This is a genomic window from Streptomyces sp. NPDC041784 (genome assembly GCF_055591025.1).
This window is the reverse complement of the sequence record NZ_JBVJAB010000019.1, coordinates 30,830-44,585: the sequence shown is the minus strand read 5'-3', so window position 1 is coordinate 44,585 and position 13,756 is coordinate 30,830. Positions and strand designations below refer to the sequence as shown.

Below are 13,756 nucleotides of genomic sequence, written 5' to 3'. Positions count from 1 at the left end.
GTACTCCAGAACGGCCATCCGGATCGTCCCCCCGTCTCTCCCTCCTCTTTCTCTTTCCCCCCCCCCCCCCCCCCCCTCCCCTCCTTCCCCCCCCCCCCCCCCCCCCCCCCCCCCCCCCCCCCCCCCACCCCCTAGCGGCTGAACAGCTCGAACGACACGGCGGGACGGCCGCCGAACCGCTCCCCCACCGAGTGCGCGACCTCGGTCAGGAAGCCGCGTACGTACGTCTCTGGGTCCTCGTCGGTCAGCGCCTCGATGTAGGCGCGGTGTTCGAGCAGCGAGCCGACCGCGCGCTCCAGGCCCGCCGACGCGTCCACGGCGTGGGTGGGAGACGCCGATCCGGCGACGGCGACCCAGCGGACGCCGTTCCACGGCTGAAGGCCCTGCTCGGCCAGCTCGGGGAAGATCCAGCGGTTGCCGGCGTCCCCGGCGGCGTCGAGCGTGGCGCGGCCGACGGCCACGTGGTCGGGCGTGTTCCAGGCGACCCCGCCCCAGGTGTCGCGGTGGTTGAGGGTGATGACCAGTTCCGGGCGGTGTCTGCGGATGGCGGCGGCGATGTCCCGGCGCAGGGCCGTCCCGTACTCCACGACGCCGTCCCGGTGGTCGAGGAACTCCACCGTCGACACGCCGACGACGGCCGCGCTCGCCCGCTGCTCGCGCTCGCGCAGCGGGCCGCACTCTGCCGGCGGGACGGTGTCGATGCCCGCCTCGCCGCGGGTCGCCAGGACGTAGGCGACCTCGCGGCCGGCGTCGGTCCAGGCGGCGACGGCCGCCGAGCAGCCGTACTCCAGGTCGTCCGGATGCGCCACGACGGCCAGGGCGCGCCGCCAGTCCTCGGGCATGGGCTGGAGCTGAGTGATCGTCGGCTCGGTCATGCCCGAAGACTAGGACCTGTCCGGCCGATCATGCCGCAGACGCGGGGTGTGGCACGCCCAGCTGCGGCGTTGTCGTCGGTTGCCGACTCCCCCACGCTCGGCTGCGCTCGCACGGGGGGACCCCCATCGCGTCGACGCCCTCCTCCGCCTTGCAGCTGCACGCACCACACCCCGCTCACCGGCACTACCGAGGCACCGTCGCTTTCCTGCGACTTGATCGGCCGGACAGGTCCTAGACGGCGGCACCGACATCACGCTTCGTCACGGGTGAGGGCGAGCAGCCGGTCCAGGACGCGGGGGCCGCCCGCGCGGACGCCGTCGTGCTCGAACTCGTCGGTGACCCAGGTGCGCAGGCCCTTGACGGCACGGGCGGTGCGCAGGGAGTGCGCGGTGTCGACGTACAGGTCGTCGTGGTAGACGGCGGCCGCGACCGGGACCTCGTTGGCGGCGAGGCGGGCGGGGTCGTACAGCGGTGTCCAGTCGGTGCGGGCGGCGAGGTGCTCGGCGGTCTCGCGCAGGGGACGCAGCGCGGGGTCGGTCTCGAACATCCAGGGGTGGATCGTTTCGCCGGTGAGCAGCAGCGGTCCGTCCCCGGCGAGCGTCTTCGCGGCGTCGAACTGCGGGAACTCGGCGCGCACCCGCTCGGCCGCCCAGGCGGTGGGGCGGGCGTCCTGGCCGTAGATCGCCTCGTGGACGAGGGCGTACAGGGGGTGCCCCGCGTACGACAGGAGGCCCTGGAGCTCCTCCTGGAAGGCGTCGGACAGCTCCGGGCCGTGCGGGGTGGGGACGAAGGCGTCCTCGAGGAGGTGGTGCAGACGGTGGCTGCCCTCGCCGCCGCCGAGGAGGATGCCGACGGTCTGGAAGGCCTCGACGGTGAGCCGGTAGCCGTTCGGGAGGGTGACCTCGTGCTGAAGCAGGTGGTCGGCGATCGCGCGGACCCGTTCGACGTCCTGCGGGTAACGGGCGTAGTGCGCGGCGACCTTGCGCTCCATGCGCGGGTAGGCGGCGCGGTAGACGTCGTCGGCGTGGGCGTCGAGGGAGGGCAGACCGCCGGTGATCACGGCGGCGGCGAGGCCCTCGGGTGCGGTGGAGAGATAGCTGACCGTGCAGAAGCCGCCGAAGCTCTGGCCGAGGACGGTCCAGGGGGCGCCGCCGGTGACCTCGCGGCGGATCAGCTCGCAGTCCCCCACGATCGAGTCGGCGCGGAAGTGCGTGAGGTAGCCGGCCTGCTCGGCCGGGCCGCCGCGCAGCGGGAGCGTCTGGCGGTTGGCGGGCGTGGAGTGGCCGGTGCCGCGCTGGTCGAGGAGGAGGACGCGGTACTCCTTCAGCGCGCGGCCGAGCCAGGCGGGCTTGCCGACGAACCGGTTGGCGCCGAAGCCGGGGCCGCCCTGGAGGTAGAGCAGCCAGGGCAGGTCCTGCCCGGCCTTGTCGCTCGCGACGACCTCACGGGCGTAGAGGCCGATCGTCTCCCCGGCCGGGTCGGTGTGGTCGAGGGGCACGGTGAACCGGCGGTCGGTGAGGACGACGCCGGGCTGGCGGTAGCTGAGGGACAACAGGGGTCTCCTGGGACGCTCGGTGTGCGGGCCGCGTCCCAGTTCAGCACATGTCCGGGCGGCCGGGGAGGCCGGGGATCACGACCGGCTACTGAACGGCGGCTCAGCGCGCCTGCTCATCGGGGGCTCAGCGCGCCGACAGGCTCGATCTGCGGACCACCAGCTCCGGCTGGAGCACCACCCGGCGGTGTTCGTGCCGCGCGGCGTTCTCCTCCGTCTCCTCCAGCAGCAGCTCGGCGGCGAGGGCGCCCATGGTGACGGCGGGCTGGCGCACGGAGGTGAGCGGCACGGCCGCGGCGGCGGCGAACTCGATGTCGTCGTAGCCGACGATGGCCAGGTCGTCCGGCACCCCGATACCGGCCGCGTACATCGCCTGGAGGACACCGAGGGCGAGCAGGTCGTTGGCGCAGAACACGGCGGTGGGCCGGTCGGCGAGCCCGAGCAGCCGGGCGCCCGCGTCCCGGCCGGCGGCCACGTCGAGCCGCTCGGTGGGCAGCTCGCGCAGGCACTCCGGGCCCAGGCCCGCCTCGGCGAGCGCGTTCAGGGCGCCGGTACGGCGGTCGCGGACCTGGTTGAACCCGGGCGGGCCGCTGACGTACGCGATGGAGCGGTGCCCGGCGTCGATCAGATGCCGTACGGCGAGGGCGCCGCCCGCCACGTCGTCCACGGACACCGAGCACTCGGTGGTGCCCTCGGCGACCCGGTCGACCAGCACGAACGGGATGCCGTGCCGGCGGAAGGACTCGATGTTGCGGCCGGTCGCGTCGGCCGGGGTGAGCAGCACGCCCCGCACCCGCTGCTCGGCGAAGAGGGAGAGGTACTCGGCCTCCTCGCCGACGCTCTCGGCGCTGTTGCAGACCATCACGCCGAGCCCGGCGTCCCGCGCGGCCCGCTCGGCGCCGCGCGCCACGTCCACGAAGAAGGGGTTGCCCATGTCGAGGACGAGCAGCCCCATGATCCGGGAGCGGCCGGCCCGCAGCTGGCGCGCGGACTCGCTGCGGACGTAGCCGAGCCGGTCGATCGCCGACAGCACGCGGGCCCGGGTCTCCGTGGCGACGGTGTCCGGGCGGTTGATGACGTTGGACACCGTGCCGACGGAGACTCCGGCGACACGGGCGACGTCCTTGATACCCACCGACTGGGCCATCAGGCGGGGACCTCCAGGTGAACGGGGTACGGCGGGACGGCCTTCACATTACCGTCACGCCGCCTCGGCGCCGTCCGCGTCATGCGGGCAGCGCGAAGTCGACGACATGGAGTGCCGAGGGGGTCGTCCCGCTCGACTTCTCCTGGTACAGGAGCGACAGCGTGTTGTCGGCCTTGATCCTCATCTCGTCGATCACGACCTCGCCGAAGGCGTTCAGTCCGCTGCCGTCGAAGAGAAGCGTCCAGTCGGTGTAGCCGGACGCCTTGGAGGCGCCCGCGATCCGGCCGAACGGAAGGACGGCGTACGCGTTGTCGTACTTGTCCAGGGCCAGCCTGGTGCGCTGGCTGGAGTTCAGGGGCACCGGGATCTCCGTCTTCTGCCAGGTGCCCGAGGCGTTCCTGCGGACGTGGAAGGCGCGGCCGTTGGCGGTGCGGTCGGTGACGTAGTTGGTGGTGCACTGGCCGAAGCGGCCCGGGACATAGCTGATGATCGCGTGCGGCCGGCCGGCGGAGTCGGTGGCCTGGCTCTCCTGGTTCATCAGGGAGTGGTCCGGGTTGAGGGGGTCGACGACCAGCCCGCTGTCGGTGACGGCGACCTTGTCGGAGCCGCCGGTGGTGCCGACGACGGTGCCCGCGTTGGTGCGCCAGGTGCGGCCGCGGTCGTCGGAGTAGACGTAGCCGGTGTCGTGGTTGGTGATGCCGCCACCGGAGCACATCACGGCGCCGTTCTGCTCGCGCCAGGTGAAGAAGGCGTGCAGCCGGCCGTTGACGTCGTAGTCGATGCCGTGCAGGTACATGTTGCGGGCGGTCGAGGAGCCGTGCTCGCTGGTGTAGGTGCCGGTGGAACTGGACCACTCGCCGAGGTTCGTCCAGGCCGAACCGTCGTACTCCGCGAGGGCGTTGCGGCCGTTGCCGGAGACGGCGACCCGGTAGCTGAGCTGGAGCCTGCCCTCGGGGGTGGAGACGAACTGGGGGTAGGTGAACTGCGAGGTGAGGGCGAGGCCGTCGAGGGTGGACCGGGCGGCGCCGAAGCGGGCGGTGGTCCAGCTCAGCCCGGCCGGGTTGTCCATCAGTCCGGCGACCGACTTGACGTAGGTGAAGCCGTCGCTGTGGGAGTCCATGTTGAGGTGGAGCCGGCCGTCCGTCCTGGAGACGCCCATGGAGATGACGTTGTGGGAGTCGTTGTAGCGCAGCGTGTGGCCGACGGCGACGGTCGACCAGGTGGCGCCGCCGAGCACCCGGCGGCCGACGACGGCGTTGCGGTCGGCGGTGTACCAGGCGGCGTACTGGTAGCCCTTGTAGGTCAGCAGGCCGTTCTTCTGGAAGGAGTTGTTGTTGACCAGGCCGTCGTAGGACACGAAGAAGATGGCCTGGCTGTCGAGGGTGGTGGTACCGGTCCGGGTGACCGAGGGGCCGGGGTCGGCGGCGCGGGCGGTGCCGGCGGCGAGCACGGGGGTCGCCACTGTACCGGCGAGGGCGGCGCCCAGGAGGGTGCGTCTCTTCATCTCGGGGACTCCGTCGTCGTACGAGAGCGGGGGGAGGGTGTTCAGGCGAGGTGGAACACCTCGGTGAGCGGTTTCATGGCCTCGTCGGGGCGGGCGCCGTCCAGCGACTCGAAGAACGGCGCCATCTCCGCCTGCCAGCGGGCGTTGACGTCGGTCGCTTCCATACCGGCCACGGCGGCCGCGAAGTCCTCGGTCTCCAGGTAGCCGACCAGCAGGCCGTCCTCGCGCAGGAAGAGCGAGTAGTTGTGCCAGCCGGTGGCCGAGAGGGCTTCGAGCATCTCGGGCCACACGGCGGCGTGCCGCTCGCGGTACTCGTCGAGGCGGTCCGCCCTGACCTTCAGCAGGAAGCACACGCGCTGCGTCAACGTCCCTCCAGGGATCAGAAGTCGAACTGGTCGATGTTCTCGGCGTCGAACACGGTCGGCTTGCCGAGGCTGATCACGCCGTCCTTGCCGATGGTGTACGAGCCCATGTCGCCGGCGGTGAAGGTCTCGCCTTCCTTGCCGGTGATCTGGCCGGAGACCAGCGCGACGGAGGTGCGGGCGGCCAGCTCGCCGAGCTTGGCGGGGTCCCACAGCTCGAAGCCGTCGACGGTGCCGTTCTTGACGTACTTGCGCATGTCGTTGGGGGTGCCGAGGCCGGTCAGCTTGACCTTGCCCTTGTACTTGGAGCCCGAGAGGTACTGGGCGGCGGCCTTGATGCCGACGGTGGTCGGGGAGATGATCCCCTTCAGGTTCGGGTACTCCTGGAGCAGGCCCTGGGTCTGCTGGAAGGACTGCTGGGCGTCGTCGTTGCCGTACGCGACCTTGACGAGCTTGATGTCCTTGTACTTGGCGTCCTCGAGTTCGTCCTTCATGAACTCGATCCAGGTGTTCTGGTTGGTCGCGGTCTGCGCGGCGGACAGGATCGCGATCTCGCCCTTGTAGCCGATCTGTTCGGCGAGCAGCTGCACCTCGGTGCGGCCCAGGTCCTCGGCGGACGCCTGCGAGACGAAGGCGTTGCGGCACTCGGGGTTGGTGTCGGAGTCGTAGGTGACGACCTTGATGCCGTTGCTCATGGCCTGCTTGAGCGCGGTGCACAGGGCGCCGGGGTCCTGCGCGGACACGGCCATCGCGTCGACCTGCTGCTGGGTGAGGGTGTTGACGTACGACACCTGCCCGGAGGTGTCGGTCGCGCTGGACGGGCCGACCTCCTTGTAGCTGGAGCCCAGTTCCTTCAGCGCGGCCTCGCCGCCCTTGTCGGCGGAGGTGAAGTACGGGTTGTTGACCTGCTTCGGCAGGAAGCCGACGGTCAGGCCCTTCTTCAGCTCGGCGTTCGGGTCGGCCTTGCCGGTGGCGGCCGCCGAGCCGCCCTCGCTCTTCACGTCCTCCTTGGTGGTGCCGCCGCAGGCGGTGGCGGTGAGAGCGAGCGAGGAGACGGCGGCGAGCGCCACGCAGGCACGACGGAGGGATGACTTGCGCATGGTGGGTGTGTCCTTTACGAGGGAAGACGATTTCTCAGGCTGTCGGGGTCGAGGCGGCGGCTCTGCGGCCCGCCCTCGCGACGGAGATCTGGCGGGCGACCCGGGGGCCGAGCACGGAGACGACGAGCAGGACGCCGGTGACGACGATCTGCGACTGGGCGGAGACGTTGAGCAGGCTCATCACGTTCTGGAGCGCGCCGAGCAGGAAGACACCGGCGATCGCCCCGCCCAGGGTTCCCTTGCCGCCGTCGAAGTCGATGCCGCCCAGCAGCACCGCCGCGACGACGGAGAGTTCGAGGCCGGTCGCGTTGTCGTAGCGGGCGCTGGCGTAGTGCAGCGCCCAGAAGATCCCGGTGAGCGAGGCCATCAGACCCGTCACCGTGAACAGGATCAGCTTCTGCCGCTTGACCCGGACGCCGGCGAACCGGGCGGCCTCCTCGCTGGCACCGATCGCGAAGAGCGAGCGGCCGAAGGGGGTGGCGTGCAGCATGACCACGGCGATCGCGAGCAGGACGAGGAAGGGCAGGAAGGCCTGCGGCAGGAAGCTGTCGCCGACCCGTCCGGCGGCGAAGTCCAGGTACTGGGTGGGGAAGTCGGTGACCGCGTCGGAGCCCAGCACGATCTGTGCGATGCCGCGGTAGGCGGCGAGGGTGCCGATGGTGACGGCGAGGGACGGCAGCCCGAGGCGGGTGACGAGCAGTCCGTTGACCAGTCCGCAGACCACGCCGAGCAGCAGGCAGAGCGGGATGATCGTCTCGATGGTCATGCCCTGGTTCCACAGGGCGCCCATGACCGCGCCGGAGAGGCCGGCCGTGGAGGCGACGGAGAGGTCGATCTCGCCGGAGACCACCAGCAGGGTCATCGGCAGGGCGATGAGCGCGATCGGCAGGGTGTTGCCGATCAGGAACGACAGGTTGAGGGCGTTGCCGAAGCCGTCCACGAAGGAGAACGACAGCAGGAGCAGGATGATCAGGAGGGCGCCGACCGCCCCGTCCCACCTGAAGGCGGACCAGCGGATCGCTCGGGCCAGGGACTCAGGCACGGGCCTCCCCCTTCTCTCCGGCCGGCTTCACGGAAGCCGACTTCTTCTTCAGGGCGGCCGCGACCCGCAGCGCCACGATCCGGTCGACCGCGATGGCGAGCAGCAGCAGGACGCCGTTGATGGCGAGCACCCAGACCGAGCTGACGCCGAGCGCGGGCAGGACGCTGTTGATGGACGTGAGGAGCAGGGCGCCCAGGGCCGCGCCGTAGACGCTGCCGGAGCCGCCGGTGAAGACGACACCGCCGACCACGACCGCGCTGACGACGGTGAGTTCGTAGCCGTTGCCGGTCCCGGAGTCGACGTTGCCGAATCGGGCCAGGTACATGGCGCCGGCCAGGCCGGCGAGGCCGCCGCAGAAGGTGTAGGCGGCCAGGATCCGCTTGCGCACCGGGATGCCGGCGAGCCGTGCGGCCTCGGGGTTGGAGCCGAGGGCGTACAGTTCGCGGCCGCTGCCGAAGTGCTTGAGGTAGTAGGCGGTGGCGATCAGGACGGCGAGGGCGATCAGCGCGAGATACGGCACCGCGGAGAGGCCGCCGGAGCCGAAGTCGACGAAGCCGCTCGGCAGGTCGGCCGCGGTGATCTGCCGGGAGCCGACCCAGATGGAGTCGATGCCCCGGATGATGTAGAGCGTGCCGAGGGTGACGACGAGGGCGGGCACCTGGCCGAGGCTGACCAGCAGGCCGTTGAGGAGCCCGAAGCCGACGCCCAGCAGGACCGCCAGGGCGATCGCGATCACCGGATCGCCGCCGTCCTGGAGGTAGATCCCGGCGGCGAAGGCGCTGATGCCGAGGGTGGAGCCGACCGACAGGTCGACGTTCCGGGTGATCACGACCAGCGACTGGCCGGTGGCGACCAGCACCAGGATGGTCGCGTTCAGCAGCAGGTCCTTGATGCCCTGCTCGGAGAGGAACTCGCTGTTGCCGGCCTGGGTGACGGCGATCATCACCAGGAAGACGACCAGGATGGCGAGTTCGCGCATCTTGAAGACGCGGTCGACGAGCCGGGTGCCGCTGGATGTCGGCGCCTCGGCGACGGGGGCCTGGTCAGGAGTGGTCACCGTCATGCGGCGGCCCTCCCGGTGGCTGCGGCCATCACGGTTTCCTCGGTGGCGTCGGAGCGGGGGATCTCGGCGGTGAGCCGGCCCTCGTGCATCACCAGCACGCGGTCGGCCATGCCGAGGATCTCGGGCAGGTCGGAGGAGATCATCAGGACGGCGACACCGTCGGCGGCCAGTTCGCTGAGCAGCCGGTGCACCTCGGCCTTGGTGCCGACGTCGATGCCGCGGGTCGGCTCGTCGACGATCAGCACCTCGGGGCTGGTCGCCAGCCACTTGGCGAGGACGACCTTCTGCTGGTTGCCGCCGGAGAGCGTGTTGACGGTGTCGGCGATCCGGGCGTACTTCACCTGGAGCTTGAGGGCCCAGTCGAGGGAGCGGCTGCGCTCGGCGCCCCGGTCCATCAGACCGGCCTTCACCGTCGTGCGCAGGCCGGTGAGGCCGATGTTCCGTTCGATGGACATGTCCATCACCAGGCCCTGGGCGCGCCGGTCCTCGGGGACCAGGGCGAGGCCCGCGGCCATCGCGGTGGAGGGGGCGCCGTTGACCAGGGCCCGGCCGGCCACGGAGACCTCGCCGGCGTCCCAGCGGTCGATCCCGAACACGGCTCGGGCGACCTCGGTGCGGCCGGCGCCGACCAGCCCGGCGAGGCCGACGATCTCGCCGCGCCGGACCTCGAAGGAGACGTCGGTGAAGACGCCCTCCCGGGTGAGCCGGCGGACGCTGAGGGCGACGTCGCCCGGGGTGACGTCCAGCTTGGGGTACAGCTCGTCGAGGTCGCGGCCGACCATCCGGCGGACCAGGTCGTCCTCGGTCATGCCCTCGATCGGCTCACTGGCGATCCAGGCGCCGTCGCGCAGGGTCGTCACCTTCTGGCAGATCTCGAAGATCTCCTCCAGTCGGTGGGAGATGAAGAGGACGGCCGCGCCCTGTTCGCGCAGGGTGCGCACCACGCCGAAGAGGCGGGCGACCTCGCTGCCGGTGAGGGCGGCGGTCGGCTCGTCCATGATCAGGACGCGGGCGTCGAAAGAGAGCGCCTTGGCGATCTCCACGATCTGCTGGTCGGCGATGGACAGCCCGCGCGCCGGACGGTCGGGGTCGAGGTCGACGCCGAGCCGTGTCATCAGGGCGGCGGTGGCCGCGTGGGTGGCCTTGTGGTCGATCCGGCCCAGCGCCCGCCGGGGCCGGCGGCCCATGAAGATGTTCTCGGCGATCGAAAGGTCGGGGAAGAGGGTGGGTTCCTGGTAGATCACGGCGATGCCGGCGTCGCGGGCGTCGCCGGGGCCGTGGAAGACGACGGGCTCACCGTCGAGCAGCACCCGGCCGGCGTCCGGTCGGTGCACCCCCGCGAGGGTCTTGATCAGGGTCGACTTGCCCGCGCCGTTCTCCCCGGCGAGGGCGTGCACCTCGCCGGGGAACAGCTCCAGGGAGACGCCCCGCAGGGCGCGTACGGCACCGAAGGACTTGGCGACGTCCCGCAGCGCCAGCACCGGGGCCGGTCCCGTGTCGGACGGGTGGGTCATGGGTGGCTCCTCGACGACGTCCGCGGACGGGGCCCGTCGGGGCTGCCACGGCGTCGTGAAAGGTTTCAACTGGATTGCCGGGACGTTAGGCAGGCAGGGCATGTCACGTCAATGGGTCCGTCTCGAAAAGTTTTCGATAGGCGAAGGTCACGCGGCGGTCACGGAGAACGGCCCTGGACGAAGGGCTTGACACTCCCCCGGTCGCCTCATAGCTTCCCGTTCTGAATCGTTTCATCTGGCAGCTGTTCCGGACCGATGTCACAGGAGCCCGAAGTGACCGACCTCGCCGCGGTGAAAGCCGCGCTGAAGACCCAGGCCGTCGAGACGCCGTCGTGGGCGTACGGGAACTCGGGAACGCGCTTCAAGGTGTTCGCCCAGCCGGGTGTCCCGCGGACCCCGCAGGAGAAGCTGGACGACGCGGCGCAGGTGCACGCGTTCACCGGTGTGGCCCCGACCGTGGCGCTGCACATCCCGTGGGACAAGGTGGAGGACTACTCCGCCCTTGCGAAACATGCCGAGGACCGGGGCGTGAAGCTGGGCGCGATCAACTCGAACACCTTCCAGGACGACGCCTACAAGCTCGGCAGTGTCTGCCATCCGGACGCCGCCGTACGGCGCAGGGCGGTGGATCATCTGCTGGAGTGCGTCGACATCATGGACGCGACGGGGTCCGCCGATCTGAAGCTGTGGTTCGCCGACGGGACGAACTATCCCGGCCAGGACGACCTCCGGGGTCGGCAGGACCGGCTCGCCGAAGGCCTGGCCGAGGTGTACGAGCGGCTCGGTGAGGGGCAGCGGATGCTGCTGGAGTACAAGTTCTTCGAGCCGGCGTTCTACGCGACGGACGTGCCGGACTGGGGGACGGCGTACGCGCACTGTCTGAAACTGGGGCCGAAGGCACAGGTCGTGGTGGACACGGGGCATCACGCGCCGGGGACCAACATCGAGTTCATCGTGGCGACGCTGCTGCGGGAGGGCAAGCTCGGCGGGTTCGACTTCAACTCGCGGTTCTACGCGGACGACGACCTGATGGTGGGGGCCGCGGATCCGTTCCAGCTGTTCCGGATCATGTACGAGGTGGTGCGCGGGGGCGGCTTCGGGCCGGACGTGGCGTTCATGCTGGACCAGTGTCACAACATCGAGGCGAAGATCCCGGCGATCATCCGGTCCGTGATGAACGTGCAGGAGGCCACGGCGAAGGCGCTGCTGGTCGATCGATCGGCGTTGGCTGCGGCGCAGGTCTCCGGGGACGTCCTGGAAGCGAATGCGGTGTTGATGGATGCATACAACACCGATGTGCGGCCGCTCCTGCGTGAGGTGCGGGAGGAGATGGGGCTGGACCCCGAGCCGATGGCTGCCTACCGGCGGTCCGGGTGGGCGGAGACGATCGTTGCCTCGCGGGTCGGTGGGGAGCAGGCGGGGTGGGGGGCGTAGGCGTCTGCCGGGTTCTGTTGTTCGCGGGCTGCGGGCCTGATGTGGCTGGTCGCGCAGTTCCCCGCGCCCCTTTGGGGCGCGCTCCCCTCACCCACGTTCGAAAAGTTAGGAAAGACAGTCATGTCACCGCACCCCGAAGCCGCCGCTCTGCTGGCCCGTTCCCACCGGCTCGGCGCCGACCCCCGCAACACGAACTACGCCGGCGGGAACACCTCCGCCAAGGGCACTGACACCGACCCGGTGACGGGTGGGGACGTCGAGCTGATGTGGGTGAAGGGGTCCGGTGGGGATCTGGGCACCCTGACCGAGGGCGGGCTGGCCGTGCTGCGGCTGGACCGGCTGCGGGGGCTCGTCGACGTCTACCCCGGGGTCGAGCGCGAGGACGAGATGGTCGCCGCGTTCGACTACTGCCTGCACGGCAAGGGCGGGGCGGCTCCCTCGATCGACACCGCGATGCACGGGCTCGTCGAGGCCGCGCACGTGGACCACCTGCACCCGGACTCCGGTATCGCGCTCGCCTGCGCGGCGGACGGCGAGAAGCTGACCGCCGAGTGTTTCGGGGACACGGTGGCCTGGGTGCCGTGGCGCCGGCCCGGGTTCCAGCTCGGCCTGGACATCGCGGCCGTCAAGGCGGCCAACCCGCAGGCCATCGGGGTGATCCTGGGCGGGCACGGCATCACCGCCTGGGGGGAGACCGCCGAGGAGTGCGAGCGCAACTCGCTGCACATCATCCGCACGGCGGAGGCGTTCCTCGCCGAGCACGGGAAGGCGGAGCCCTTCGGGGCGGCCGTCGAGGGGTACGGGGCACTCGCCGAGGGCGAGCGCCGGGAGCGGGCCGCCGCGCTCGCGCCGTATGTGCGGGCGATCGCCTCGCAGGACCGGCCGCAGGTCGGGCACTTCGACGACTCCGAGGTGGTCCTGGACTTCCTGGCGCGGGCCGAGCATCCGCGGCTGGCCGCGCTCGGCACCTCGTGCCCGGACCACTTCCTGCGTACCAAGGTGCGGCCGCTGGTCCTGGACCTGCCCCCGGGCGCTCCCCTTCAGGACGCGGTCGCACGGCTCCAGGAGCTGCATGCCGCGTACCGCGAGGAGTACGCCGCCTACTACCTGCGGCACGCCGAGCCCGGCTCCCCCGCGATGCGGGGTGCCGATCCGGCGATCGTGCTGGTCCCGGGTGTCGGCATGTTCAGCTTCGGCAAGGACAAGCAGACCGCGCGGGTGGCGGGTGAGTTCTACGTCAACGCGATCCATGTGATGCGGGGCGCCGAGGCGGTGTCGTCGTACGCGCCGATCGAGGAGCGGGAGAAGTTCCGGATCGAGTACTGGGCGCTGGAGGAGGCCAAGCTCCAGCGGATGCCGAGGCCGAAGGCGCTGGCCACGCGGGTGGCGCTGGTGACGGGCGCGGGCAGCGGGATCGGGAAGGCGATCGCGCACCGGCTGGTGGCCGAGGGCGCGTGTGTCGTCGTCGCCGATCTGAACGGCGAGAACGCGGCCGCCGTCGCGGAGGAGCTGGGCGGGCCGGACAGGGCCGTCGCCGTGACCGTGGACGTGACGGACGAGGAGCAGATCGCCGGCGCCTTCCGGGCCGCCGCGCTGGCCTTCGGCGGGGTCGATCTGGTCGTCAACAACGCCGGTATCTCGATCTCCAAGCCGCTGCTGGAGACCTCGGCGAAGGACTGGGACCTCCAGCACGCCATCATGGCCCGTGGGTCCTTCCTGGTCTCGCGGGAGGCGGCGCGGGTGATGGTCGCGCAGGGGCTGGGCGGGGACATCGTCTACATCGCCTCGAAGAACGCGGTCTTCGCCGGGCCGAACAACATCGCCTACTCCGCGACCAAGGCCGACCAGGCCCACCAGGTGCGGCTGCTGGCCGCCGAGCTGGGTGAGCACGGCATCCGGGTCAACGGCGTCAACCCCGACGGAGTGGTGCGCGGGTCCGGGATCTTCGCGGGGGGCTGGGGTGCCCAGCGGGCCGCCGTGTACGGCGTGGAGGAGGCGAAGCTGGGCGAGTTCTACGCCCAGCGGACCATCCTCAAGCGGGAGGTGCTGCCCGAGCACGTCGCGAACGCCGTGTTCGCGCTGACGGGCGGGGAGCTGACGCACACCACCGGGCTGCACGTCCCGGTCGACGCCGGCGTCGCGGCCGCCTTCCTGCGGTGACG

11 protein-coding genes are annotated in these 13,756 nt (G+C 71.1%); 2 read left to right on the top strand and 9 right to left on the bottom strand.

What is annotated here, in order from left to right; all coding sequences use genetic code 11:
• Positions 1–131: 131 nt before the first annotated feature.
• The 9 genes from ACZ6D7_RS32930 to ACZ6D7_RS32890 all read right to left on the bottom strand — a co-directional run bounded on the left by ACZ6D7_RS32930 (position 132) and on the right by ACZ6D7_RS32890 (position 10,160).
• Positions 132–875, bottom strand: a complete 744-nt coding sequence (locus ACZ6D7_RS32930; protein ID WP_469498799.1) for a PIG-L deacetylase family protein — start codon at positions 873–875, stop codon at positions 132–134.
• A 251-nt stretch (positions 876–1,126) separates the two neighbouring features.
• Positions 1,127–2,428 (bottom strand): alpha/beta fold hydrolase, encoded by a 1,302-nt coding sequence (locus ACZ6D7_RS32925; protein ID WP_469498796.1) that lies wholly within the window; start codon positions 2,426–2,428, stop codon positions 1,127–1,129.
• Between the two features lie 127 nt (positions 2,429–2,555).
• The gene (locus ACZ6D7_RS32920) at positions 2,556–3,575 is read right to left on the bottom strand and encodes a LacI family DNA-binding transcriptional regulator (protein ID WP_469498793.1); all 1,020 of its coding nucleotides are present in this window, start codon (positions 3,573–3,575) and stop codon (positions 2,556–2,558) included.
• Between the two features lie 79 nt (positions 3,576–3,654).
• Positions 3,655–5,079: a BNR repeat-containing protein gene (locus ACZ6D7_RS32915; protein ID WP_469498790.1), complete on the bottom strand. Its 1,425-nt coding sequence runs from the start codon at positions 5,077–5,079 to the stop codon at positions 3,655–3,657.
• 41 nt (positions 5,080–5,120) lie between these two features.
• Positions 5,121–5,444, bottom strand: coding sequence for an L-rhamnose mutarotase (locus ACZ6D7_RS32910; protein WP_469498788.1), 324 nt, complete (start codon positions 5,442–5,444; stop codon positions 5,121–5,123).
• A gap of 14 nt (positions 5,445–5,458) precedes the next feature.
• Positions 5,459–6,541 (bottom strand): rhamnose ABC transporter substrate-binding protein, encoded by a 1,083-nt coding sequence (gene rhaS / locus ACZ6D7_RS32905; protein WP_469498786.1) that lies wholly within the window; start codon positions 6,539–6,541, stop codon positions 5,459–5,461.
• A gap of 34 nt (positions 6,542–6,575) precedes the next feature.
• Positions 6,576–7,583: an ABC transporter permease gene (locus tag ACZ6D7_RS32900; RefSeq protein WP_469498784.1), complete on the bottom strand. Its 1,008-nt coding sequence runs from the start codon at positions 7,581–7,583 to the stop codon at positions 6,576–6,578.
• On the bottom strand, positions 7,576–8,646 hold the full coding sequence (locus tag ACZ6D7_RS32895; RefSeq protein ID WP_469498781.1) for an ABC transporter permease: 1,071 nt from the start codon (positions 8,644–8,646) through the stop codon (positions 7,576–7,578). The genes ACZ6D7_RS32900 and ACZ6D7_RS32895 overlap by 8 nt, the downstream gene beginning before the upstream one ends.
• Complete coding sequence (locus tag ACZ6D7_RS32890) at positions 8,643–10,160, bottom strand: sugar ABC transporter ATP-binding protein (protein ID WP_469498778.1); 1,518 nt, start codon at positions 10,158–10,160, stop codon at positions 8,643–8,645. The genes ACZ6D7_RS32895 and ACZ6D7_RS32890 overlap by 4 nt, the downstream gene beginning before the upstream one ends.
• Before the next feature lie 273 nt (positions 10,161–10,433).
• Between ACZ6D7_RS32890 and rhaI the strand changes: the two genes are divergently transcribed.
• Together rhaI and ACZ6D7_RS32880 are read left to right on the top strand one after the other, a co-directional pair.
• Positions 10,434–11,594, top strand: coding sequence for an L-rhamnose isomerase (gene rhaI / locus ACZ6D7_RS32885; RefSeq protein WP_469498775.1), 1,161 nt, complete (start codon positions 10,434–10,436; stop codon positions 11,592–11,594).
• A gap of 120 nt (positions 11,595–11,714) precedes the next feature.
• Positions 11,715–13,754 (top strand): bifunctional aldolase/short-chain dehydrogenase, encoded by a 2,040-nt coding sequence (locus tag ACZ6D7_RS32880; RefSeq protein ID WP_469498772.1) that lies wholly within the window; start codon positions 11,715–11,717, stop codon positions 13,752–13,754.
• Positions 13,755–13,756: the final 2 nt, after the last annotated feature.